The following is a 24,690-nucleotide window of genomic DNA, read 5'->3' as shown; positions in this document are numbered from 1 at the left end:
GGGGCACGGGTGGTGGCTATTCCGACGCCCGGAGCTGTTCCTCGTTCATGCCCTGGCGCCAGTATCCGACGAAGGTGATCCGGCGCCGGTCGATCCCGCGCTCCTGGACGAAGTGGCGGCGCAACGCCCTCACACACCCCGACTCGCCCGCGATCCAGACGTACGGGTGCTCGGCGGCCGGGAGCCGGGCCTCCCGGAGGGCGTCCACGGAACTCTCCCCGACCACCCAGGTGATCTCGGCGTCCGCCGCGGTCGCCAACTCCCGCACGTTCCCGACGTCGTGCGCCTCCAGCCAGACCCGGACGCGCTGTCCGGCCGGCAGGGACTCCAGGATCGACGCGACGGCCGGCAGGGCGCTCTCGTCACCCCACAGCACGATCAGGTCGGTGTCGCCGGGCGGCCGGAACCGGATCGCCCGGTTGTCGGCCAGAGCCGGGCCCAGCAGGACGACCCGGTCCCCGGCACCGGCATCCGAGGCCCACGCGGAGGCGGGCCCGGCCGGGGTGTGCAGCACGAAGTCGATGTCGATCTCGATGGTGCGCCCGAGCGCGTCCCGGCGAAGGGCCCGGAGCGTGTACGACCGCATCACCGCCCGCACGTCGTCCGGCAGTTCACGCCACGCCTGCCACCAGCCGTCCCCGAGCTCGAAAGGCACCTGCGGCTCGCTCTGACCCGGCTGAGGCAGGAACAGTGACAGCGACTGGTCGTGCCCGTCGGAGAAGAAGTGCTCGAGATCCTGCCCGGTGAACGTGACCCGGACGAGCGACGACCCGACCCGCCGGGCCCGCACGACCTGAAGCGAGAAGAACCGGAATGGCGCGACAACGGCGGTGGTCACGGGGTGCTCCTGGAAACGTAGGAGGAGATTGCCTACCTAGGGGCGCGGGGAACTGCGCGACCGGCCACAGCCGGACCCGCAGCTCACCCACGACATGAAGTCAGCCTTCTCAGGCAACCTTCTTCGCGTTCTCGAGCGCCTCGGCGAGGTTCTCCAGCAGCGGCACGCACTTCGCGTAGGAGAGAATCGGCTCCGGCGACCGCGCGATGACCTGACCGGCCTTCACCGCGGGCAGCTTCTTCCAGGTCGCCTCGGCGATGTCGGCCGGCTGGATGGTCGAGGAACGGTCGTCCATCATGATGATGTCGGCCGCGTACTTGTCGACGTTCTCCCAGCTCAGCGACTCGTACCAGCCGCCACCCTCCGCCTTCGCGCTCTCCGGCGGCTCGACGAAGTTCACGCCGAGGGCCTTGAAGTACTCCAGGTCGATGGAGAGGTTGGTGCCGGAGACGTAGAAGAGCGCCTCGCTCGCGGAACCGGCCAGCACCTTGATCTCGGGCTTGGCCTTCGCGGCGGCGCGCAGCCGGGCGGCCGCGTCCTCGAACTTCTTCTTGGCGTCGGTGACCGCGGCCGCCGTCATGTCGGCGCCGAGCGACTCGGCCAGCTCCCACATGCGCTGGAGCGGAGCGGTCAGCTGACGGTCGTAGACGGAGACGCCGACGCTCGGGGCGAGCTTGGCGATCTTGTCCTTGGAGGCCTCGGGGACGTACCAGAGGGTGCCGGCGTTGTCGAACATCGTGGAGATGAGCACCTCGGGCGCGAGGGCCGCGTACTTCTCGACGTTGAACTCGTCCCAGACGTTGCCGAGGATCGTCACCTTGCTGATGTCCATGTCGCCGGCCTGGACGTCGGCCTTGCCCGCGGCGGTCTTGGTCGGGCCGAAGACGCCCTTGACCTGGATGCCGTAGTCGTACAGGGCGGCGCCGACGCCGGTGAAGGCGACGATGTTCGTGGGTATCTTGTCGAGCTTCACCGTGGTGCCGCGGTCGTCCTTGAAGGTCCAGGGACCGGACTTGGCCGAGGCGCTCGCCGACGACTTGGAGCCACTGCTGCTCGCGTCGTCGTCCCCGCAGGCGGCGAGGGCGGCACCGAGGCCCAGGGCGCCACCGACGGCGAGGATGCCACGGCGGGTGGGACGAGCGGCTCTGGCGTTGGGCATGTCTCTGGCTACTTTCGGACGGGGCGGATCACCCGAGGACGGTTCGAACGTAGGTTAGCCTAACCTCAGCTCGTGTCCAGAGGGTGGTTCCAGGTTGTGGAACGCCCACGTCGACGCATGCCCGTTTCCTGTGCCCGTCCTGTGGATCAAAGGTGTACGGGATGTCAGGAGACTGATTCGGGCCTGGAGTTGCTGCTTGCTCCGAGGATGTGAAGAGCGATCGGACGGCCTCAGGGCATGCCTGGGAGGCCGCCGTACCGGCCCGAATCGAGCGGTACGACGACCTCCTGCGCGCAGCGGACCCGCGATGTCAGGTCGACTTCCGGTCATCGTGCGAACGCGTCACCGCGGCCACCGCAGGGCGCCGCGCCCCCGGGCCCGGCCGGGCCCGTCCGGGCTCAGCCGGGCAGCCCCAACTCGCGGGCGATCAGCATCCGTTGCACCTCGCTCGTGCCCTCCCCGATCTCCAAGATCTTGGAGTCGCGCCACATCCGGGCCACCGGGTACTCGTTCATGAAGCCGTAGCCGCCGTGCACCTGGGTGGCGTCGCGGGCGTTGTCGACGGCGATCGTCGACGAGTAGAGCTTGGCGAGGGCCGCCTCCTTCTTGAAGGGGTCCCCGGCCACCAGCCGTGAGGCCGCGTCCCGCCAGGCGAGGCGGGCCGTGTGGGCCTTCATCTCCATGTCGGCGATCTTGAACTGGATGGCCTGGTTGGCGCCGATCGGACGGCCGAACGCGTGCCGTTCCTTCGCGTACTTCACCGACTCGTCCACACAGCCCTGCGCGAGGCCGGTCGCCAGCGCCGCGATGGCGATCCGCCCCTCGTCGAGGATCCGCAGGAACTGCGCGTACCCGCGGCCCTCCTCGCCCAGCAGGTTCGCCGCCGGGACACGCACGTCCGAGAAGGACAACTCACGGGTGTCGGAGGCGTTCCAGCCGACCTTCGAGTACGGGCTCGCGACCGTGAAGCCCGGTGTGCCGGACGGGACGATGATGGCCGAGATCAGCGGCCGGCCGTCCGGCTTGCGGCCGGTCACCGCCGTGACCGTGACCAGCCCCGTGATGTCCGTGCCCGAGTTGGTGATGAAGCACTTGGTGCCGTTGATCACCCACTCGTCCGTCTCGGGGTCGAGCCGGGCCGTCGTACGCGTCGCGCCCGCGTCGGAGCCGCCGTCCGGCTCGGTCAGCCCGAAGGCGCCCAGGATCTCGCCGGAGCACAGCCGCGGCAGCCACTCCCGCTTCTGCTCCGGCGTCCCGAAGAGATGGATCGGCATGGCGCCCAGCGAGACGCCCGCCTCCAGGGTGATCGCCACGGACGAGTCGACGCGCGCGAGTTCCTCCAGCACGATGCCGAGGGCGAGGTAGTCGCCGCCCATGCCGCCGTGCTCCTCGGGGAACGGCAGCCCGAACAGGCCCATGCGGCCCATCTCGCGGACGATCTCGTACGGGAACTCGTGCCGCTCGTAGAAGTCACCGATCTTGGGCGCGACCACGTCGTGCGAGAACTCCTCGACAGTGCGCCGGAGTTCTTCCAGTTCGGGAGAGAGACGGTGGTCCATTTCGGGTCACTGCTCCTTGTGGGACTGTGTCGTTGTGCCGAGTGCTCGGACGGTGCGGGAAGGGCTGGGTCGGCCCAGTCGGCCGGCCATCCACTCGCTTGTGGCGACGAGACGGCCGAGGTCCACCCCGGTGTCGATGCCGAGGCCCCGCAGCATCCACACCAGGTCTTCGGTGGCGAGATTGCCGGTGGCGGACTTGGCGTACGGGCAGCCGCCGAGACCGCCCGCCGAGGCGTCGACGGTGGTGACGCCGTGCTGGAGTGCGGCGAGGGTGTTGGCGAGCGCCTGGCCGTACGTGTCGTGGAAGTGCACGCCCAGCGCGTCCGTGGGCACGCCCTGTTCGTTCAGCGCGGTCAGCAGGGCCCGGACGTGACCCGGGGTGGCCACGCCGATCGTGTCGCCCAGGCTCAGTTCGTCGCAGCCCAGGTCGAGCAGGGCCCGGCAGACCCGGACGACCTGGTCGACCGGGACCGCGCCCTCCCAAGGGTCGCCGAAGCACATGGAGAGGTAGCCGCGCACATGCACGCCCTGCGCCTTGGCCCGGGCCACCACCGGCTCGGACATCGCCAGCACTTCGTCCACCGAGCGGTTGAGGTTGGCCTTGGCGAAGGACTCGGTGGCGCTGGCGAAGACGGCGACCCGGCGGGCGCCCAGGGAGAGGGCGCGGTCCAGCCCGCGCTCGTTCGGCACCAGCACCGGGAGCGCCACCTCGAGGCCGCTCACGCGCGGGAACAGCTCCTCGGCGTCGGCGAGTTGGGGCACCCACCCGGGGTGGACGAAGCTGGTGGCCTCGATGGTGGTGAGGCCCGCGTCGGCGAGGCGGTGGACGAACTCGGCCTTGACAGCCGTCGGCACGGTCGACTTCTCGTTCTGGAGGCCGTCGCGCGGGCCCACCTCGTGGATGCGCACCCGCGCGGGAAGGCCCTCGGCCGGTACGGCCATGGGAAGTGTCACTGGTCCTCCTGTGCCTCTGCCTCTGCCGGTGCGATGACGGCCAGCACCTGGTCCATGGCGACCGTCGTGCCCGGCGTCACGTCCAGTTCGGCGACCGTGCCGGCGTGCGGGGCGGAGATGACGTGCTCCATCTTCATCGCCTCGACGACCAGCAGGCTCTGGCCCGCGGTCACCTCGTCGCCGACGGCGACCTTCACCACCGTGACCGTGCCGGGCATGGGCGCGGTGAGCGAGTCGGCGCCCGCGTGAGCCCCTCGGGAGAGGGAGTCGGCGACCGGATCGTGATCGCGCACGTTCCAGGCGTCGCCGTCCCGGCCGAGCCAGGTGCCGTCCGGCAGCGCGGCGAAGGACTGTGCGACGCCGTCGAGCCGGCAGGTGAACCGGGGATCCGCTCCCGGTGCCGGGAGCGGGCCCCCGGCACCCCGCAGCGGGGTGTCCGCCCCGTCCGGCAGCACCTCGGTCGTGCCGCCCGCCGTGCCGCGCACCCGGACGGTCACCGGGTCGTGTCCCGGCACATGCAGGTGGTGTGCCGTCCAGGCGGGCTCGCCGCCCAGCCGCCAGCCGTCCGCGACGGCGAAGGGGTCCACCCAGCCCGTCCCGGGCACGGGGGTGAGTGCGGCCTGGCGCAGCAGCGCCGCCGCCGCGTAGACGTCCTGCGGTACGTCGGCCGCGACGAGCGTCGCGGCCTCCCGCTCCACGAGGCCCGTGTCCAACTCGCCTGCCACCACAGCCGGATGGGCCAGCAGCCGCCGCAGGAACCCGGCGTTGGTCTGCACGCCCAGCGTGACCGTCTCCGCGAGGGCCGCCCGGAGCTTGCGCAGCGCGGTCTCCCGGTCCGGTCCGTAGGCGATCACCTTGGACAGCATCGGGTCGTAGAGGCTGCCGACCTCGGTGCCCTCGCTCAGCCCGGAGTCGGTGCGTACGCCGTCGCCCTGGGGTTCGCGCAGCCGGAGCACCGTCCCGCCGGAGGGCAGGAACCCGCGCGCGGGGTCCTCGGCGCAGATCCGCGCCTCGACCGCGTGCCCGGTCAGCCGGACGTCGTCCTGGCCGAAGGACAGCGGCTCACCGGCCGCGACCCGCAGCTGCCACTCCACCAGGTCCAGGCCGGTGACCAGTTCGGTGACCGGGTGCTCCACCTGGAGGCGGGTGTTCATCTCCATGAAGTAGTACGAGGACGGGTCGTTGCCCGGCACGATGAACTCCACCGTGCCCGCGCCCCGGTACCCGCACGAACGCGCCGCCTGGACCGCCGCCTCGCCCATGGCCGCGCGGGTCTTCTCGTCCAGCAGGACGGAGGGCGCCTCCTCGACGATCTTCTGGTGCCGGCGCTGGAGGGAGCACTCGCGCTCGCCCAGGTGCACCACGTTCCCGTGGCCGTCGGCCAGCACCTGGATCTCGATGTGCCGGGGCCGGTCCACCCACCGCTCGACGAGGAGCGTGTCGTCCCCGAAGGAGGCGCGGGCCTCGCGGCGGGCGGCGGCGATCTCCTCGTCCAGCACGGCCAGGTCCCGCACCAGGCGCATGCCCTTGCCGCCGCCGCCGGCCGACGGCTTGAGCAGGACGGGGGTGCCGATCTCCCGGGCCGCGTCGGCGAGTTCGGCGTCGGTGAGTCCGCTGCCGCTGGACCCGGGCACCACCGGCACCCCGGCCGCCTGCACGGTCTCCTTGGCCCGGATCTTGTCGCCCATCAGGGAGATGGCGTCCGCGGGCGGCCCGATGAAGACCAGGCCGGCGTCGGCGCAGGCGCGCGCGAAGCCGGCGTTCTCCGCGAGGAAGCCGTAGCCGGGGTGGACCGCCTGGGCGCCGGTGCGGGCGGCCGCCGCCAGCAGCCGCTCCACGGACAGATAGCTCTCGGCCGCCGGCGCGGGACCGATGCGTACGGCCGTGTCCGCCTCCCGGACGTGCCGGGCGTCCGCGTCGGCGTCGGAGAAGACGGCCACCGAGCGCACGCCCAGCGCGCGCAGGGTGCGGATGACGCGGACGGCGATCTCGCCCCGGTTGGCCACAAGCACGGTGTCGAACATCATTGCTCCCCTCCTCACATCCGGAAGACGCCGAACTGGGGGTCACCCAGCGGCGCATGGGCACAGGCGGTCAGGGCGAGGCCCAGTACCTGCCGGGTCTCCAGCGGGTCGATGACGCCGTCGTCCCAGAGTCGGGCGGTGGCGTAGTAGGCGTTGCCCTGGCGCTCGTACTGCTGCCGGACCGGGGCCTTGAAGGCCTCTTCCTCGTCCGCGGGCCACTCCTGGCCCCGCGCCTCCAGCTGGTCCCGCTTGACGGTCGCGAGGACGGAGGCGGCCTGCTCGCCGCCCATGACGGAGATCTTGGCGCCCGGCCACATCCACAGGAAGCGGGGCGAGTAGGCCCGGCCGCACATGGAGTAGTTCCCGGCGCCGTACGACCCGCCGACGACGACCGTCAGCTTCGGCACGCGCGTGCACGCCACGGCCGTCACCATCTTGGCGCCGTGCTTGGCGATGCCGCCGGCCTCGTAGTCCCGGCCGACCATGAACCCGGAGATGTTCTGGAGGAACACCAGCGGGATCCCGCGCTGGTCGCACAGCTCGATGAAGTGGGCGCCCTTCTGGGCGGACTCGGAGAACAGGATGCCGTTGTTGGCGACGATGCCGACCGGGTGGCCGTGGATCCGGGCGAAGCCGGTGACCAGGGTCTGCCCGAACTCGGCCTTGAACTCCGCGAAGCGGGAGCCGTCGACCACGCGCGCGATGACCTCGCGCGCGTCGTAGGGGGTGCGGGAGTCGACGGGCACCGCGCCGTACAGCCCGTAGGGGTCGACCTTGGGTTCGACGGACGGCCGCACCTCCCAGGGCAGGGGCCCGCGCGCGGGGAGCGTGGCGACGATGTTCCGGACGATGCGCAGCGCGTGCGCGTCGTCCTCCGCGAGGTGGTCGGTCACGCCGGACACCCGCGCGTGCACCTCGCCGCCGCCCAGCTCCTCCGCGGTGACGACCTCGCCGGTGGCGGCCTTCACCAGCGGGGGCCCGCCCAGGAAGATCGTGCCCTGGCCGCGGACGATGACGGCCTCGTCGCTCATGGCCGGGACGTAGGCCCCGCCGGCCGTGCACGAGCCCAGCACCGCGGCGATCTGCGGGATCCCGGCCCCGGACATCCGGGCCTGGTTGTAGAAGATCCGCCCGAAGTGCTCCCGGTCCGGGAACACCTCGTCCTGCATGGGCAGGAAGGCCCCGCCCGAGTCCACGAGATACAGGCAGGGCAGCCGGTTCTCGAGGGCGACCTCCTGGGCCCGCAGATGCTTCTTCACCGTCATCGGGTAGTACGTGCCGCCCTTGACGGTGGCGTCATTGGCGACGATCACGCACGCGCGCCCGCCGACCCGTCCGATCCCGGCGATGACCCCGGCCGCCGGGGCCTGCCCCTCGTACATGCCGTCGGCGGCGAGGGGGGCGAGCTCCAGGAAGGGCGAACCCGGGTCCAGGAGGGTGTCGACCCGGTCCCGGGGCAACAGCTTCCCGCGCGCGGTGTGGCGCGCCCTCGCCTTCTCCCCACCCCCCAGCCGGGCCGCGGCCAGCTTGCCGCGCAGCTCGTCGACGAGTGCGCGGTGCGCCGCCTCGTTGGCCCGCCAGGCCTCCGACGCGGGGTCTGCCGCGCTCGTCAGCTCCGGTGCCTGCTCCATCCTTGCGGTCCCCTCACCCAGTGATCGACTGTTAATGAGCGTTAACCATTTCCTTCAGGTTAACGACCGCTAACCTCCCTGTCTAGAATTGCCTTCATGGCCACGAGAACCGACGCCCCCACCCGTCGCGAGCAGATCCTCAGGGAGGCCGCGCGGCTGTTCGCCGAGCGCGGGTTCCACGGTGTCGGGGTGGATGAGATAGGCGCCGCTGTCGGCATCAGCGGGCCGGGGCTCTACCGGCACTTCCCGGGCAAGGACGCGATGCTCGCCGAGCTGCTGGTCGGCATCAGCGGCCGGCTGCTGACCGGTGCGAAGCGGCGCCTCCAGGAGGCCGACGGCGTGCCGCCCGAAGAGTTCCTCGACTCGCTCGTCGAGGGTCACATCGACTTCGCCCTCGACGACCGTCCCCTGATCACCCTGCACGACCGCGAGCTGGACCGCCTCCGTGACAGCGACCGCAAGCTGGTCCGCCAGCTCCAGCGGCAGTACGTCGAACTGTGGGTGGAGGCCCTGCGTGCCGTGTATCCGGGCCTCGCCGAGCCGACCGCCCGCTCTGCGGTGCACTCCGTCTTCGGTCTGCTGAACTCCACCCCGCACCTCGGCCGACCGGGTTCCCTGCCGGGTCGCGCGGCCACGGCGCTGCTGCTGCACCGGATGGCCAGGGGGGCGTTCGCGGCGGCCGTGGAGTGACGAGCGTTACCCCCGCCCCACCCTGGACGCTCTTCGTACTCGCCGGTACGGTTGTTCTCTGAGCAAGCGCTTAGCCATGGGGTCGCAGCCATCAATGGAGCCCCCGACGGCGAGCAACCACATCCGCGAGAGCGGCGCCGGCTTAGGCGCAGAGAGGGGCCGGCGGTGCGCCGTACGGTGTTCAACGAGGATCACGAGGCGTTCCGGGAGACCCTCCGGGCCTTCATCGAGGCCGAGGTCGTTCCCGTCTACGACGAGTGGTTCGCGGCCGGCCAGGCGCCGCGCGACTTCTACTACAAGCTCGCCGAGCTCGGCGTCTTCGGCATCCGCGTCGACGAGGAGTACGGCGGCGCCGGCATCGACTCGTACAAGTTCGAGGCCGTGCTGTACGAGGAGACCGCCCGTGCGGGTGTCTCCTTCGGCGGCTCCGGTGTGCACGTGCTGCTCGGTCTGCCGTACCTCAAGCTGCTCGCCACCGACGAGCAGAAGAAGCGCTTCCTGCCGAAGTTCGTCTCCGGCGAGGAGATGTGGGCGATCGCGATGACCGAGCCGGGCACCGGCTCCGACCTCGCGGGCATGAAGAGCACCGCCAAGCTCTCCGAGGACGGCACGCACTACGTCCTCAACGGCTCCAAGACCTTCATCACCGGTGGCGTGCACGCCGACCGCATGATCGTCTGCGCCCGTACCTCCGCGCCCACCGCCGAGGACCGCCGCCACGGCATCTCCCTCTTCGTGGTGGACACCAAGGCCGAGGGCTACTCGGTCGGCCGCAAGCTGGACAAGCTCGGCCTGAAGACCTCCGACACCGCCGAGCTGGCGTTCGTCGACGTCAAGGTGCCCGTCGAGGACCTGCTCGGCGAGGAGAACAAGGGCTTCTACTACCTCGGCCACAACCTCGCCTCCGAGCGCTGGGGCATCGCCTACGGCGCGTACGCCCAGGCCAAGGCCGCCGTCCGGTTCGCCAAGCAGTACGTGCAGGAGCGCGTGGTCTTCGGCAAGCCGGTCGCGCACTTCCAGAACACCAAGTTCGAGCTGGCCGCCTGCCAGGCCGAGGTGGACGCGGCCGAGGCCGTCGCCGACCGCGCCACGGAGGCCCTGGACGCGGGCGAGCTGACCCCGGCCGAGGCCGCCAGCGCCAAGCTGTTCTGCACCGAGGTCGCCCACCGGGTGATCGACCGCTGCCTCCAGCTGCACGGCGGCTACGGCTTCATGAACGAGTACCCGATCGCCCGCCTGTACGCGGACAACCGCGTCAACCGCATCTACGGCGGCACCAGCGAGATCATGAAGTCGATCATCGCGAAGGACATGGGTCTGTAAGCAGCCCGCAACCACGGGCCGCTACAACTAGATGCCATGAGCCAGGCACTACAGGATCTCCTCGATCTGCTCGATCTCGAGCAGATCGAGGAGAACATCTTCCGCGGCCGGTCCCGCTCCGCCGTCGTCCCGCGCGTCTTCGGCGGGCAGGTCGCGGCGCAGGCGCTGGTCGCCGCCGGGCGGACGGTCCCCGAGGACCGGCTCGCCCACTCGCTGCACGCGTACTTCCTGCGCATGGGCGACCCGGGCGCGCCCATCGTCTACACGGTCGACCGGATGAACGACGGCCGGTCCTTCACCGCGCGCCGCGTCGTCGCCGTCCAGCACGGACAGCCGATCTTCGCGCTGTCCGCCTCCTTCCAGCGGTACGAGGAGGGCTTCGACCACCAGGCCCCCATGCCGCCCGCCCCGGACCCGGCCACCCTGCCCACCTCCGAGGAACGGCTGCGCGGCTACGCCCACCTCGCCCCCGAGGTCGTCGAGAAGTTCCTCGAGGCCCGCGAGGCGGTCGACCTGCGCTATGTCGACGAGCCGCCGTACGGCCAGTACGGCGCACCGCGCGAGCCGCACTCCCAGGTCTGGTTCCGCGCCAACGGCAAGCTGGCCGACGACCCGCTCCTGCACGTCGTCCTCGCCACCTACGTCTCCGACATGACGCTCCTCGACTCGATCCTCCTCGCGCACGGGCGCGGCGGCTGGGCGGTCGGTGACGTGGTGGGAGCGTCCCTGGACCACGCGATGTGGTTCCACCGTCCGTTCCGCGCCGACGAGTGGCTCCTCTACGACCAGGAGTCGCCGTCCGCGCACGGCGGCCGGGGCCTCGGCCAGGCCCGCATCTACACCCAGGACGGTCGGCTCGCCGTCTCGGTGATCCAGGAGGGTGTGGTCCGCGCCCCCCGGGGCGACTGAGCACACGGCGCCGCACACGCGCGTGCGGCGCCCCTCCGGGGGGACTTCTCCCGCGCCTAGTCGGTCAGCCCCGCCGCCGCCAGCAGATACGCCGTCATCACGTCGTAGTGACGCGGGCTGACGACGTGGTCGTCGAGGGGGACCGCCACCTGGACGGTGCCCTCCGACTCGGCGATGAACAGCGCCGGGTCGTTGCAGTCGGCGTAACCGACGGAGTCGACGCCGTGCTGCCCGGCGTAGCCCGCCCAGCCGTGGTCGGCGACGACCAGGTCGGGCAGCGGCCGGCCCTCGCGTTCGAGTGCGGTGAGGATGGCCTTCATCGGCTCGCCCGAGTGGGTGTGCCAGAGCGTGGCGCCGTGTTCGAGGACCGCCACGTCGGCCAGCTGCCAGACGTACCCCTCGTCCGTCTGGAGCCCCTCCGGGATGACGACGATCTCGCAGCCGGCCGCGCGCAGGGCGGCGGCGGTGGCGCGGTGCACGTCGAGGAGACCGCCCGGATGGCCGGTGGCGAAGAGGACCCGCTGCTGTCCTTCGGCCGCCTTGCGCAGCCGGGCCGCGAGCCGGTCGAGGCCGTCGACCGTCAGCTCGGGGTCGATGGTGTCCTGGCCGTAGCGGTACTCGGGATCGTCGTTCACGCCCACCCGCTCCGCCATCACCGCGAGCACGTCCTGCTCGTCGGTCCAGCGGTCGCCGAGTTCCAGACCGAGCCAGAAGTTGCGGACCCCGTTCGCGAGCTGGCGGTAGTGGGAGAGGTTGTTCTCGCGGGGCGTGGCGACGTCCCCGGCGATACGGGTTCTGACGAGGTGGTCGACGAGTTCGGCGCGGCTGGGCGTCCCGGGTATCGGCATGTTTTCCATTGTGAGGCAGCGGGCTGTGCGCGTCTGTGCTGTTCCGGACGCTGGGACACGCGTCACTCACTGTTGTTTCAGGGAGAACCACAGTTCCATTCGGACGTCCGGATCGTCCAGGTCCGTCCCCAACAGGGCGGCGCAGCGGGCGATCCGCTGCCGCACGGTGTTGCGGTGCACGGCCAGGGCCACCGCCGTACGGTCCCAACTGCCGTGCAGGGAGAGCCAGGTGCGCAGGGTCTCGAGGAGCGCGGCGCTCGCGGCACTCGCCTTGATCGGGGCGAGGAGCGCCCGGGCGTGGGACCGGGCCTCGTCGTCGGGCACCAGGTCCAGCAGCCCGGCCCCGGAGCCGTGGCGGACGAGTGCCGTGCGGGTGGCGCGGGCCCGGGCCAGCGCACGGGCCGCCTGCGCGTCGGCGGCGGGCCAGTCGGCGGGGGCCGCGTCCGCGCTGACGCCGAGGGTCCAGCCCGGCTGCGGCTGCGGCGCGCCGCCGGCCGGGACGAGCACCCGCACGACGCCGGGCGCGAGGTCGACCAGCGGTGATCCGAGGCCGGCGCCGAGCGCGGAGGCCGCCACCGGGTCGGGAGCCTGCGCGTCCGGCCGGGCGTGCACGACGAGCCACCGCTCGCCCCCCAGCAGCGGGGCCACCTCGGCGGGCGCGGCCCCCAGCAGCAGCCGTACGAGCGCCGACGAGCGGGCCGCTCCCGAGCCGCTCTGGTGCTCGCCGGTGAGGAGGGAGAGCAGGACGGCGGCGACGGAGGCGATGGTGTGGTCCCCGGGGTCACGCCGGGGCGCCGCCACCCCGAGCACGAACCCCCGGCCGGCCCCGAGCGCGTAGGCGGCGAGGTGGGTCCCGTCGGGGGTGGTGTCGCTGGCGGTGGCGGAGGCGCGGGAGAGGAGGAGCCGGGCGAGCCCGGCGAGGGGGGCGTCCGCGGACGTCTGTCCCGCCGCCGCGATCTCCGTGCCCTCCGGCCCGTACAGCACCGCTCGCCCCCCGACCCGCTGGGCGAGCTGGCGCAGGACGGACGGGACCGGGTCCGGGCGGGAGGCGGCGGCCGCGAGGCTCTGCTGGGCCTCCGTCACCCGGCGCAGCTCGGCGGTGCGGGCCCGCTCCATCAGCTGCCAGACCGCGCGGGCCACGGCCGAGAACGTCGTCTGCGGGGGCACCTCCAGGAGCGGCAGCTCGTACGCCTCGCAGGCGGCGACCAGCGCCCTCGGCACGGTGTCGTGCACCGGCGCGACCCCGAACCCGAGCGCCGCGCCGCCCGCCGCGACGATCCGCGAGACATAGTCCTCGAAGTACGTCCCCGACCCGGCCGCCTCCGGGATGTGCACGCCCGCCGTCAGCAGCAGCTCGCCGCCCAGCAGATACGGGTACGGGTCGGCCATCTCCGAGGTGTGGGCCCCGTGCAGCACGATCCCGGGATCGGCGGGCCCGGCGATCTGCCGCAGGGCGAGGTCCTCGCGGGCCAGCAGAGCGGCGAGGGGGACCGGTGGGGTGGGGGGTACGGCGGGGGGTACGGCGGGCTCCGGCACCATGGACGTTCCCTCCACTGAGCGCGGATCGAGTGGATGAAACGTACACTTCCAGGGCACTTTTCGGCCACCTAGGGTCAACTCCCGAACCACCTCAGCCATCGAGAAGGGTGGGCCCCCATGGCCGTCGACTACACCGTGATCGTCGTCTATCTGGCCGGCATGCTGGCCATGGGCTGGTGGGGCATGCGCCGCGCCCGCTCGAAGAGCGAGTTCCTCGTCGCCGGGCGTCGCCTCGGGCCCGTCATGTACTCCGGCACCATGGCGGCGATCGTCCTCGGCGGCGCGTCCACCATCGGCGGCGTGGGTCTGGGATACCAGTACGGGCTGTCCGGCGCGTGGATGGTGTTCACCATCGGCCTGGGGCTGCTCGCCCTCTCCGTCTTCTTCTCGGCCCGCATCGCCCGCCTCAAGGTCTACACGGTCTCCGAGATGCTGGACCTGCGCTACGGCGGCCGGGCCGGTGTGATCTCGGGCGTGGTCATGTGGGCGTACACCCTGATGCTCGCCGTGACGTCGACCATCGCGTACGCCACCATCTTCGACGTCCTCTTCGACATGAACAGGACCGTCGCGATCATCCTCGGCGGCTCGATCGTCGTCGCGTACTCGACGCTCGGCGGCATGTGGTCGATCACCCTCACCGACATGGTGCAGTTCGTGGTGAAGACGATCGGCGTGCTGCTCCTGCTGCTGCCGATCGCGGTCGTCAAGGCGGGCGGCTTCAGCGAGATGAAGGCGAAGCTGCCGACCGGCTACTTCGACCCGCTGGGCATCGGCGGCGAGACGATCTTCACCTATGTGCTGATCTACACCTTCGGCATGCTCATCGGCCAGGACATCTGGCAGCGCGTGTTCACCGCCCGCGGCGACCGCACGGCGAAGTGGGGCGGCACGGTGGCGGGTACCTACTGTCTGGTGTACGCCCTCGCCGGCGCCGTCATCGGCACGGCGGCCAAGGTGCTCTACCCGAACCTCGCCTCCGCGGACGCCGCCTTCGCGACGATCGTGAAGGACGAACTCCCGGTCGGCGTGCGGGGACTGGTGCTGGCCGCCGCGCTCGCCGCGGTGATGTCGACCTCGTCGGGCGCGCTGATCGCCTGCGCGACCGTCGCCAACAACGACATCTGGTCGCGGCTGCGGGGCGTCGCCGGCGCCGACGGCGAGGAGCGCGACGAGGTCAGGGGCAACCGCCTGTTCATCCTTGTGATGGGCGTCGCGGTGATCGTCACGGCGATCGCCCTGAACAACGTCGTCGAGGCGCTGACGGTGGCGTACAACCTGCTCGTCGGCGGACTGCTGGTCCCCATCCTCGGCGGGCTGCTCTGGAAGCGCGGCACGGTCCAGGGCGCCCTCGCCTCCGTCGTGGTCGGCGGCGTCGCGGTGATCGGCCTGATGGCCGGCTACGGCATCCTCGCCAACGAGCCGGTCTACTACGGCCTCCTCGCCTCCCTGGCCGCCTACCTCGCGGTCTCCCTGGCGACCCCGGCCACCGACCCCGCCGTGCTGGCCGCCTGGCGTGAGCGACTGGCCGGGCGGACCCCCGAGACAGCCGGAACCTCCCCCGTCCCGGTGTCCCAGTAGAGTCGTACGAGAAGTAGTACATACGCGATGAAGCGTAAGAAAGAGAGCATTTGATCATGAGTGGCAACGAGACGCCCCGCGGCCCCGTCGACTCCTCCCGCGTCCCGCGGTACGCCGGCCCCGCGACCTTCGCCCGGCTGCCCCGCCTCGACGAGGTCGGCCGCGCCGACGTCGCCGTGGTGGGCGTGCCGTTCGACTCGGGCGTCTCGTACCGGCCGGGCGCCCGCTTCGGCGGCAACGCGATCCGCGAGGCGTCCCGGCTGCTGCGGCCGTACAACCCGGCGCAGGACGCCTCCCCCTTCGCCCTCGCCCAGGTGGCGGACGGCGGCGACATCGCGGTGAACCCGTTCAACATCCACGAGGCCGTGGAGACGATCGAGGCGGCGGCCGACGACCTGCTCGGCACCGGAGCCCGCCTGATGACCCTGGGCGGCGACCACACCATCGCGCTGCCGCTGCTGCGCTCGGTCGCGAAGAAGCACGGACCCGTGGCCCTGCTCCACTTCGACGCGCACCTCGACACCTGGGACACGTACTTCGGCGCGGAGTACACCCACGGCACGCCGTTCCGCCGGGCCGTGGAGGAGGGCATCCTCGACACCGAGGCCCTCTCCCACGTCGGCACCCGCGGCCCGCTGTACGGCAAGCAGGACCTGACCGACGACGAGAAGCTCGGCTTCGGCATCGTCACCTCGGCGGACGTGTACCGGCGCGGCGCCGACGAGGTCGCCGACCAGCTGCGTCAGCGCATCGGCGACCGCCCCCTCTACATCTCCATCGACATCGACTGCCTCGACCCGGCGCACGCCCCCGGCACCGGGACCCCGGAGGCGGGCGGCATGACCTCGCGCGAACTCCTGGAGATCCTGCGCGGCCTGGCCTCCTGCAACCTGGTCTCGGCCGACGTCGTCGAGGTGGCCCCCGCGTACGATCACGCGGAGATCACGTCGGTGGCCGCGTCCCACACGGCGTACGAACTGACCACGATCATGTCCCGACAGATTGCCGAGGCTCGCGCGAAGTGACTCACGACCACGACCTGGTGCTCCGGCCGACTCAGGCGCAGATCGCCGCTGCACTGAACCCTCCCGCCGGCCGCAACGGCGGAGACCTGGTCGTGGAGACCCTGGCCGGGCTCGGCGCGACCACCGTCTTCGGCCTGCCCGGCCAGCACGCGCTCGGCATGTTCGACGCGCTGCGCCGCTCCTCGCTGCGGTACATCGGCCTGCGGGTGGAGAACAACGCGGGGTTCGCGGCGGACGCGTACGGCCGGATCACCGGCGAGGCGGCCCCGCTGCTGCTGTCGACGGGCCCGGGCGCGCTGACCTCGCTCGCGGCGCTCCAGGAGGCGGCGGCCGCCTCGGCGCCGGTGCTGGCGATCAGCAGCCAGATCCCGACGGCCGGTCTGGGCGGCGGCCGCCACGGCTATCTGCACGAACTGCCCGACCAGGCGGCCTCGTTCCGTGGTGTGGTGAAGTCGGTCCACACCGTCCGCACCCAGTCCCAGATCCCGTCCGCGATCGAGGCGGCCTGGAAGTCCGCGCTGACCGTGCCGCACGGCCCGGTGTGGGTGGAGATCCCGCAGGACGTGCTCCTGGCGCAGACGCTGATCCCGGTGGTGACCGGCGGCGACGCCTTCCCCGAAGAGCTGCCGCCGCGCCCCGAACTGACCGCCGTGGCAGCCGACCTGCTGTCGAAGGCGGCCCGTCCGGCGATCATCGCGGGCGGCGGGGTCGTACGGTCGGACGCCTCGGGCAAGCTGAGGCAGCTGGCGGAGCTCTTGCGGGCCCCGGTGGTCACCACGCCCGGCGGCAAGGGGGCGTTCCCCTGGACGCACCCCCTCTCGCTCCAGTCCTGGATCGAGGACCGCCACACCACGGACTTCCTCGAGGACGCGGACGTACTCCTGGTCGTCGGCTCCGGGCTCGGCGAACTCTCCTCCAACTACCACACGTTCAAGCCGCGGGGCCGGGTCATCCAGATCGAGGCGGACCTGGGGAAGCTGGAGTCGAACCATCCGGCGCTCGGCATCCACGCGGACGCCCGACTGGCGTTGCAGGCGCTGCTCGAGACGGTGGAGCCGGTGGCGGAGCGGGCCCGGCCGGAGGCCGCCGAGCGCGTCCGTGAGGTCCTCACGAAGGTCGCCGACCGCATCGCCGCCCAGGAACTCACCCTGGAGCAGGAGGTGTTGGCGTCCGTCCGCAAGGCACTGCCGGCCGACTCCCCGTCCTTCTGGGACATGACGATCCTCGCCTACTGGGCCTGGTCGGCCTTCGACGCGAAGGGCCCCAACCACATGCACTCGGCCCAGGGCGCGGGCGGTCTGGGCTACGGCTTCCCGGCGGCGCTGGGCGCGGCGGCGGCCGACCCGACCCGCCCGGTGCTGGCCGTGTCCGGCGACGGCGGCGCCCTGTATTCGATCGCGGAGCTGGCGACGGCCAGGCAGTACGACCTGAACGTCACCTGGCTGATCGTCGACGACGGCGGTTACGGCATCCTGCGCGAGTACATGACCGACGCCTTCGGCGAGCCCACGGCCACCGAACTGACCTGCCCGGACTACGTGGCCCTGGCGGAGTCCTTCGGGGTCCCGGGGGTGCGGACGTCTCCGCAGACCCTGGAGGCGGACCTGACGAAGGCCTTGTCCACGCCCGGTCCCTCGGTGGTCCTCCTCCCGGCGGTGCTGCGGATGTTCGCGCCCACGCACCTCACCTAGAGAAGACCGTTGATACGGTCCCGCCATGTCTGAAGCAGATCGATCACCCGGCCCCGTCACCGCCGACGACGTGCAGGAGGCGGTCCGGTCGGCGGTGGCCGCCCTGCGCGGGGCCGAGGCGGCCGACTGGGACGCCAAGGCCGGTTCCCTGGACTGGAGTTGCTGGGAGACCGTCGAGCATCTGGCCGACGACCTGTTCGCCTACGCCGCCCAACTGGGCCCGCGGGGCGGGCCGTCGGACACCGAGGTGCCCTTCGTGTGGTGCGCGGAGCGGCCCGGTGCGCCGGCGAACGTCGTCTTCGCGGACCGGGCGGCCGGGGCGGCCGGACTCGCGCAGGTGCTGGAGGCCTGCGGGGCGCTGCTGACCGCCATGGTGCGTACGACGCCGGCGAGCGTCAGGTCGCATCACGTCTTCGGGGTCTCCGACCCCGAGGGGTTCGCCGCCATGGGGGTCGTCGAGACGCTGGTGCATCTGTACGACGTCGCCGAGGGGCTCGGTCTCCGGTGGGAGCCGGACACCGACCTGTGCGACCGGGTGCTGGCGAGGCTCTTCCCGGACGCCCCGACCGGCACCGACCGGTGGCCCACCCTGCTGTGGGCCACCGGCCGGGGAGAGCTCCCGGGTCACGCGCGTCTCACCCGGTGGCGTTGGTACGGCGCTCCCCGCGGCGAGGGCGAGCGGTAGGGCTCAGCAGGCGCCCGGGCCCACGGCGTCGATCCGGCCGCCGAAGTCGCCCAGGTAGCGCGAGCGGTAGTCGGCGTTGAAGACGTTCCGCTTCTCCACCGGGCCCCAGTTGATGAAACAGGCACGGGTACCGGAGACGAAGGAACCCACGTGGTCGTGGAGGGCGGGCGGCATGTCGCGGTAGCCGCTGCGGGCGGTCCACTCCCAGCTGCTGCCGCGGAAGTTCTCGCCGCTGTAGAAACAGATCGATCCGTCGGGACAGGACGGCGCCGCTGCCGCCGCCGAGGCACTCTGGGCGGGCAGGGCGAGGGCGGTCAGAGCGAGAGCGGCGGCGAAGGACCAGGCGCGAAGCTTCATGAAGGTCTCCGGGAAAGGGAGTCGGGATCGCGATCGCCCCGGCGGATCTGCCGAGGCGGCCTTCATGCTTTCGCCCGGTCGCGACGACATGCCCGGGACGGAGATCGACTTCACCCGTGTGAGGGAACCGGTGATGCAACACACCAGCCCCTTGGGCGGGATGGTGCCCGTGAACGCCGAAAGGGGCCGAACCCCCTTGGCATCAAGGGAAGTTCAGCCCCTCCGCGGTCGCGCTCCAGCTGCTACCAGATCGCCTCGACCCACTCCGGGTGGTCGATGAACGGGTTGCGGTTGTGCTGGTAGGTGTCGTAGATGACCTGGTTGCGCTTCTCCTCGAAGGCGCTCGGCGGGTCCGCCTCGTTCCACGCCTTGAGGACGGAGAGCTTGCCCATGTAGGGGTTGCTGCCGTTGCCGACCTTCTCGTTGGGCTCCAGGTTGGCGAAGCCGTCGTCACCCTCGTAGCGCACGGCCATGTAGAGGATCATGCGGGCCACGTCGCCCCGGTCCGCGGCGCGCGGCGCGAAGGAGTCGGAGTCGACGGTGCTGCCGCCGCCGTTGGTGACCGCGCTGCCGCCGTTGTCGAAGTCCAGGTTGCCGCGGATGCTGTTGACCTGTACGTCCGCGGGGCGCAGGTGGTGCAGGTCCGTGCCCGGACCGGTCACCTCGCCGAAGTCGCCGTGGGACTTGGCCCACGTGTGCTCGCGGTTCCAGTCGCCGACGTCACCGCCGTTGAGGGACTTGCTGCGCGAGACACCGCTGTACAGCAGGATCACGTTGCTGCTGTTGTTCGGGTCCTGGTCGGTGGCCTTCAGAGCGTCCCAGACCGCGGAGTACGAGATCTTCGTCTGGCTGCTGATGATCGTGTGCAGCGAGGACTTCAGGCTCGTACCCGTCTTGCCGACCGCGTTCTTGTAGTACGTCGCGTCGTAGGCCGTCGTGGTCGCCGCGGCGGGGGTCGCGGTGAGCGCGGGCGCGGTGAGACCGACCAGGACGGCAGTGGTGGCAAGCGCCACCGACTTCCATCGGCGTATGCGTGTCGCCAGCATGTGGGGTGTCCGATCTACGCGGGTTGATTGGAGGCGGCAATCGGGAGAGTGACATGCACATGCGGTCATGGCAATGAATCTGACATGTCTATCAGGTGACGGGAACCGGCAAATTGCCCCTTGTCTACGCGAGTTGAACGCGCTTTCTCACGACGAAACGGCCCCTGACTGTCATGTCAGGGGCCGTTCCGGACCGTTGGGCCGTGCCGGTCAGCTCACGTCCGAGGCGTCCAGTCGGTAGATCGTCGACTGGTTGCTCTGCGACGAGGTGTCCGTGCCCGAGGCGTCCGAGCCGGAGGTCTCCGAGCCGGACGCGGACGCGGAATCCGAGCCGGACGCGGAGCTCGACGTCGAGCTGTAGGCGCTCGCCGGCACCGCCGTGCCGTTCTTCTGCACCCAGGCGGTGATCTCCTGGTTCAGGCTGCTGTTGCCGCCCATACCGCCGCCGCCGAGCTGGATGTAGTGCAGCTCGCCCTTCTTCACCAGCTCCTTGAGCTTGGCGAGGGTCATCGCCTGGTCGCTGCCGGTGAAGCCCCACATGGAGATGACGGGCTTGCCGCTGCTGAGGATCATCTGGCCCGCGCTCTGCGAGTTGGAGACCGCGATCAGCCAGGTGGCGCCGTCCTGGTGCTTCTCCAGGTAGGAGATGAGCTCGCTGTCGGCGCCGCCCATGCCGCCGCCACCGCCCATCCCGCCGCCACCCGTACCGCCGCCGGGGCCACCACCGGTGCCGCCGCTCGGAGCCGTGCCGCTCTCGCCGCCGCCCTGGCCGCCGCCGGGGATCTCCCCGTTCGTGCCGCCCTGTTGGCCGCCCTGGCCGCCGCTCGGCGCTCCGCTCGGGGCGCCGCCGCCCTGCGGGAGTTCGCCGTCGCCGCCGCCCGGTGTCATCTGGCCGTTGCCGCCGCCGGGGAACTCGCCGCTCGCCTGGCCGCCCTGCTGCGTGCCGCCGGGTGCCTGGCCGCCGGGACCGCCGTTGCCGCCGCCGAAGCCGCCCCGGCCACCGCCACCGCCGCCACCGGGACCGCCCATGCCGCCACCGGTGGACGGACCCGCGGTCGGGTTGGTGCCGCCCATCATGCCGCTGGACGAACCGAAGGCCGGCGAGGCGGCGTACGCCGTCGGACCGGCGAGGGCCGCCACGATCGCCGCGGCGACGGACGCGCCGAGGAGCCGGACCCTGGTGCCGGAACTCGCGGACCGCAGGACGAACAGGCCCACGATCGCGAGGACCATGACCGCGCCGACGACCGGCCACAGCCAGGTGTTCCAGCCGGTGGCGCGCCGCAGCAGCACGATCGCCCAGACGCCGGTGACCGCGAGCCCCACGGGCAGCACCCACGACCAGCGGGCGTCACCGCCGCGCAGGGCACGCCACAGCATGACCCCGCCGCCCCCGCACAGCGCCGCGATGCCCGGGGCGAGCGCGGTCGTGTAGTACGGGTGCATGGTGCCCTCCGCCATGGCGAAGGTCAGATAGTGCAGCACCAGCCAGCCGCCCCACAGCACCAGCGCGGCGCGGGTGGGGTCGGTGCGCGGGGCCCGGCCGCGCAGCACCAGGCCGGCGACGAGCGCGATGGCCGCGAAGGGGATCAGCCAGGAGATCTGGCCGCCGAGGACGTCGTTGAACATCCGGCCGATGCCCGCGGTGCCGGCGAAGGAGCCGCCGCCTCCGCCGCCCCCGCCGTTGCCCTCGCCGCCGAGGACCCGGCCCAGGCCGTTGTAGCCCATGATCAGGTCCCAGGCGCTGCCGTCGGTCGAACCGCCGATGTACGGCCGGTCGTCGGCGGGCACCAGGGACACGGCCGTAGCCCACCAGAAGCTGGCGACGGCCAGTGCCACGGCGGCCAGCGCCAGGTTCACGGCCTTCTTCTTCCAGCCCAGCCTCGACGCGTACAGGTACACGGCGAAGACGGCCGGCAGGGCGATGTATCCCTGGAGCATCTTGGTGTTGAAGGCGAGCCCGAAGCAGACCGCGGAGCCGAGGAGCGGCAGCAGCCGGTCGTCGCGCGTGGCGCGCAGGGCGAGGGCCGCGCCGGCCACCATCAGCAGGACGAGGACGGTGTCGGGGTTGTTGTCGCGGTTGATGGCGACGGTGATCGGCGTCAGCGCGAGCACGAGGGCCGCGACGGCGGCGGCCGCGTGTCCGAAGACCCGCTTCACCGAGGAGTGCAGGATCCAGATCGTGCCCAGCGCCGCCGCTACCTCCGGCAGCATCATCTGCCAGGTGCCGAACCCGAAGATCCGGCAGGACAGGCCCATGATCATGAGCGCGAACGGCGGCTTGTCGACGGTGATGAAGTTCCCGGCGTCCAGCGAGCCGAAGAACCACGCCTTCCAGCTCTGCGTACCGCTGTAGATCGCGGAGCTGTAGAAGCTGTTGAGGCTCGACCCGGACAGGTTCCAGGAGTACAGCACGCCCGCCAGGATCATGATCGCGATCAGCGCGGGCAGCGACCAGCGCGGCGCCCTGTCCGGCGGGGGTGCCGCGGGGGCCGTATCGGAGGTCGTCGGCGGTGACCGGTCCGGGGACACGGCGGGGGGCACGGGCGGGTGGGGGAGTGGATCGGTGGCAGATGTCACCCTGCGCATGCTGTACGGCCGTTGTGGGTGGTCGCTGTGGTCGAGCTGGCCGCCGCCTGTGAGAACGCACAGGCCGCGGTAACGCGTTGCCCAGGCTTTCCCCAATACTTGAGGTGACGCACACACAACGTTGGTGACGCACACAACGTTGGTGACGCACACAACCTTGGCGATGCGTACAACCTTTCGTACGAACTTGTGTGTCAACAGGTCATGACTCACCGGACACGAAGAAGCAGAAGGCTGCTCGGCGCCGGGCTCACCGCCGGCGTCCTCATATCCGGCGTGGCGGCCGCCGCGCCCGCCGTGGCCGCCACCCCCACCGTCAGCTGTACGTCGGCCAAGGCCGGGCTCGCGGCCAAGCTGAAGAAGGACATCACCGCCGCACTCGCGAACCGCAAGGGCACGATCGCCGTCGGCCTCTACGACCGCACCACCAACACCACCTGCACCCTGCGTGCCTCCACCGCCTTCGACTCGGCCAGCGTCGTCAAGGTCACCGTCCTCTCCGCGCTGCTGTGGGACGCGCAGAAGACCGGCCGGGCGCTGACCAGCCGTGAGAAGACCCTCGCCACGGCCATGATCACCAAGTCGGACAACGCCTCCACCTCCACCCTGTGGAAGCAGCTCGGCACGACGAAGATCAAGAACTTTCTGACGGCCGCGAAGATGACGCAGACCAAGCCGGGCGCGAACGGCTACTGGGGCCTGACCCAGATCACCGTCACCGACGAGCAGAAGCTGCTGAAGCTGCTCCCCGCCAAGAACACGGTCCTGACCGACGCCTCGCGCGCCTACGTCAACACGCTGATGGGCAAGGTCATCTCGGCGCAGCGCTGGGGCACCCCCTACGGGAGGCCGGCCGGGGTCAGCTGGCACGTCAAGAACGGGTGGCTGTCGCGCGCCACGCACGGCTGGCGGGTGCACAGCGTCGGCACCTTCAAGGGCGGCGGCCACGACTACGTCATGACCGTCCTCACTCACGGCAACAGCACCATGAACTACGGCATCACGACCATTCAGGGCGTCGCCAAGGTCATCCACAAGGACCTGGCCGCCTCCTGAACGAGCCTTTACGCGGTGTCCCACCGCACGTCACCGACCCGATCTACGGTGACGCCCATGCGCCTGCGAACCGTACTCGCCACCCTCACCGCCGGCCTGGCGGCGGCCACCACTCTCACCGCCGCCGGGCCCGCGAACGCCCACCCGGCCACCGGCACGGCCACGAGCACAGCCACCGGCACGGCCACGAGCAACGCCTGTTCACCGGCCGTCTCCCTCGACGGCTTCTCCGACGCCCTCGACAAGACGACCTTCGACGGCACCTTCGTCGGCAACTTCTCCGCGCTCGCCCTGGACCGGGACGGCTCCCTCGCCGCACTGTCCGACCGCTCCTCGCTCTTCGGCCTGGACGCCAAGACGCTCGCCCCGAAGTCGGTCGTCCCGCTCGCCGACGAGAGCGGCGCCGCACTCGACAGCGAGGGTCTCGCCATCGACCGGGACGGCACCCGGCTGATCACCTCCGAGACCGAGCCGTCCATCCGCCGCTACAGCCGTGACGGCAGGATCCTCGACCGCCTCCCGGTCCCGTCCTCGCTCCTCGTCGCCCCGGCCGGCCGCGCCACGTCCAACCAGACCTTCGAGGGCCTGACGCTGCTGCCGGGCGGGCGCACCCTCCTCGCGTCGATGGAGTACGCGATCTCCGGCGACAGCACCGGCATCGTCCGCTTCCAGACCTGGCGGCGGCAGCACGGCCGGTTCGCGCTCTCGGCCCAGTACGGCTACCGCGCCGACTCCGGCCTCGGCGTCCCCGAGGTCCAGGCCCTGCCCGACGGTCGGCTCCTCGTCCTGGAGCGCGGCTTCACCACCGGCGTCGGCAACACGGTCCGCCTCTACCTGGCCGACCCCCGCCACGCCACGGACACCGGCGGCGTCGCGAACCTCACCGGCCAGGACGGCGTGCGCCTGGTGAAGAAGACCCTCCTCGCCGACATCGTGAACTGCCCGTCACGGGGAGCGACCGCCAAGCAGCCCCAGCCGAACCCGCTGCTCGACAACATCGAGGGCATGGTGATCACCGGCCGCGCCAAGGGCCGCCTGGAGGTGCTCCTGGTCAGCGACGACAACCAGAACGCGGCGCAGACGACCCGCTTCTACCGGCTGCGCGTACGCGTCTGACCGGGTCCGACCGCCGCTGACCGGCTGTGACCGTGTGTCCCCGATTGTTGCGGAGGGATGAAATCCGCTT

20 protein-coding genes are annotated in these 24,690 nt (G+C 71.4%); 9 read left to right on the top strand and 11 right to left on the bottom strand.

What is annotated here, in order from left to right; all coding sequences use genetic code 11:
- Positions 1 to 16: 16 nt before the first annotated feature.
- The 6 genes from G9272_RS17425 to G9272_RS17400 all read right to left on the bottom strand — a co-directional run bounded on the left by G9272_RS17425 (position 17) and on the right by G9272_RS17400 (position 8,165).
- On the bottom strand, positions 17 to 838 hold the full coding sequence (locus G9272_RS17425) for a siderophore-interacting protein (protein WP_171397444.1): 822 nt from the start codon (positions 836 to 838) through the stop codon (positions 17 to 19).
- Positions 839 to 947: 109 nt separating this feature from the next.
- Positions 948 to 1,997: an ABC transporter substrate-binding protein gene (locus G9272_RS17420; protein WP_171397443.1), complete on the bottom strand. Its 1,050-nt coding sequence runs from the start codon at positions 1,995 to 1,997 to the stop codon at positions 948 to 950.
- Positions 1,998 to 2,395: 398 nt separating this feature from the next.
- Positions 2,396 to 3,556, bottom strand: coding sequence for an acyl-CoA dehydrogenase family protein (locus G9272_RS17415; RefSeq protein WP_171397442.1), 1,161 nt, complete (start codon positions 3,554 to 3,556; stop codon positions 2,396 to 2,398).
- Between the two features lie 6 nt (positions 3,557 to 3,562).
- On the bottom strand, positions 3,563 to 4,498 hold the full coding sequence (locus G9272_RS17410; protein ID WP_171402037.1) for a hydroxymethylglutaryl-CoA lyase: 936 nt from the start codon (positions 4,496 to 4,498) through the stop codon (positions 3,563 to 3,565).
- A gap of 8 nt (positions 4,499 to 4,506) precedes the next feature.
- Positions 4,507 to 6,534 carry an acetyl/propionyl/methylcrotonyl-CoA carboxylase subunit alpha gene (locus G9272_RS17405; RefSeq protein WP_171402036.1) on the bottom strand — a complete coding sequence of 676 codons (2,028 nt, stop codon included), beginning with the start codon at positions 6,532 to 6,534 and terminating at the stop codon, positions 4,507 to 4,509.
- Between the two features lie 14 nt (positions 6,535 to 6,548).
- Positions 6,549 to 8,165, bottom strand: a complete 1,617-nt coding sequence (locus G9272_RS17400; RefSeq protein WP_171397441.1) for a carboxyl transferase domain-containing protein — start codon at positions 8,163 to 8,165, stop codon at positions 6,549 to 6,551.
- A gap of 96 nt (positions 8,166 to 8,261) precedes the next feature.
- Here G9272_RS17400 and G9272_RS17395 point away from each other — a divergent pair, with 96 nt between their 5' ends.
- From G9272_RS17395 to G9272_RS17385, 3 genes are all read left to right on the top strand, one after another.
- The gene (locus G9272_RS17395) at positions 8,262 to 8,855 is read left to right on the top strand and encodes an SACE_7040 family transcriptional regulator (protein WP_171397440.1); all 594 of its coding nucleotides are present in this window, start codon (positions 8,262 to 8,264) and stop codon (positions 8,853 to 8,855) included.
- Positions 8,856 to 9,020: 165 nt separating this feature from the next.
- Entirely contained in the window at positions 9,021 to 10,178 is a 1,158-nt protein-coding gene (locus G9272_RS17390) for an acyl-CoA dehydrogenase family protein (RefSeq protein ID WP_171397439.1), read from the top strand.
- Between the two features lie 36 nt (positions 10,179 to 10,214).
- Entirely contained in the window at positions 10,215 to 11,087 is an 873-nt protein-coding gene (locus G9272_RS17385; RefSeq protein ID WP_171397438.1) for an acyl-CoA thioesterase, read from the top strand.
- A gap of 56 nt (positions 11,088 to 11,143) precedes the next feature.
- Here the strand turns inward: G9272_RS17385 and G9272_RS17380 are convergent, their stop codons facing one another.
- Positions 11,144 to 11,935: a phosphatase gene (locus tag G9272_RS17380; protein ID WP_171397437.1), complete on the bottom strand. Its 792-nt coding sequence runs from the start codon at positions 11,933 to 11,935 to the stop codon at positions 11,144 to 11,146.
- Positions 11,936 to 12,001: 66 nt separating this feature from the next.
- Entirely contained in the window at positions 12,002 to 13,474 is a 1,473-nt protein-coding gene (locus tag G9272_RS17375; protein ID WP_171397436.1) for a PucR family transcriptional regulator, read from the bottom strand.
- A gap of 117 nt (positions 13,475 to 13,591) precedes the next feature.
- Between G9272_RS17375 and G9272_RS17370 the strand changes: the two genes are divergently transcribed.
- The 4 genes from G9272_RS17370 to G9272_RS17355 are packed head-to-tail and all read left to right on the top strand — an operon-like array spanning position 13,592 to position 18,456.
- Positions 13,592 to 15,055: a sodium:solute symporter gene (locus G9272_RS17370; protein ID WP_171397435.1), complete on the top strand. Its 1,464-nt coding sequence runs from the start codon at positions 13,592 to 13,594 to the stop codon at positions 15,053 to 15,055.
- A 56-nt stretch (positions 15,056 to 15,111) separates the two neighbouring features.
- A complete protein-coding gene (speB, locus tag G9272_RS17365) occupies positions 15,112 to 16,080 on the top strand; it encodes an agmatinase (protein WP_054240122.1) in 969 nt (322 codons plus the stop codon).
- A complete protein-coding gene (locus G9272_RS17360; RefSeq protein ID WP_171397434.1) occupies positions 16,077 to 17,771 on the top strand; it encodes a thiamine pyrophosphate-binding protein in 1,695 nt (564 codons plus the stop codon). The genes speB and G9272_RS17360 overlap by 4 nt, the downstream gene beginning before the upstream one ends.
- Before the next feature lie 25 nt (positions 17,772 to 17,796).
- Entirely contained in the window at positions 17,797 to 18,456 is a 660-nt protein-coding gene (locus tag G9272_RS17355) for a DinB family protein (protein WP_171397433.1), read from the top strand.
- 3 nt (positions 18,457 to 18,459) lie between these two features.
- On the opposite strand, the gene G9272_RS17350 is transcribed toward G9272_RS17355, so the two are convergent.
- The 3 genes from G9272_RS17350 to G9272_RS17340 form a co-directional block, all read right to left on the bottom strand.
- Positions 18,460 to 18,813 (bottom strand): peptidase inhibitor family I36 protein, encoded by a 354-nt coding sequence (locus G9272_RS17350; protein WP_171397432.1) that lies wholly within the window; start codon positions 18,811 to 18,813, stop codon positions 18,460 to 18,462.
- Between the two features lie 242 nt (positions 18,814 to 19,055).
- A complete protein-coding gene (locus tag G9272_RS17345; protein ID WP_171397431.1) occupies positions 19,056 to 19,859 on the bottom strand; it encodes an endonuclease I family protein in 804 nt (267 codons plus the stop codon).
- 210 nt (positions 19,860 to 20,069) lie between these two features.
- Positions 20,070 to 22,439, bottom strand: coding sequence for a glycosyltransferase family 39 protein (locus G9272_RS17340; protein WP_171397430.1), 2,370 nt, complete (start codon positions 22,437 to 22,439; stop codon positions 20,070 to 20,072).
- 213 nt (positions 22,440 to 22,652) lie between these two features.
- On the opposite strand from G9272_RS17340, the gene G9272_RS17335 reads away from it, so the two are divergent.
- Together G9272_RS17335 and G9272_RS17330 are read left to right on the top strand one after the other, a co-directional pair.
- Entirely contained in the window at positions 22,653 to 23,504 is an 852-nt protein-coding gene (locus G9272_RS17335) for a serine hydrolase (RefSeq protein ID WP_171397429.1), read from the top strand.
- Positions 23,505 to 23,561: 57 nt separating this feature from the next.
- Complete coding sequence (locus G9272_RS17330) at positions 23,562 to 24,620, top strand: esterase-like activity of phytase family protein (protein ID WP_171397428.1); 1,059 nt, start codon at positions 23,562 to 23,564, stop codon at positions 24,618 to 24,620.
- Positions 24,621 to 24,690 lie beyond the last annotated feature (70 nt).

Origin of the sequence: Streptomyces asoensis (assembly GCF_013085465.1) — a bacterium.
GTDB classification, from domain to species: domain Bacteria; phylum Actinomycetota; class Actinomycetes; order Streptomycetales; family Streptomycetaceae; genus Streptomyces; species Streptomyces cacaoi_A.
Note: the sequence above shows the minus strand (reverse complement) of the source record. Positions and strands in the feature narration are given on the sequence as shown.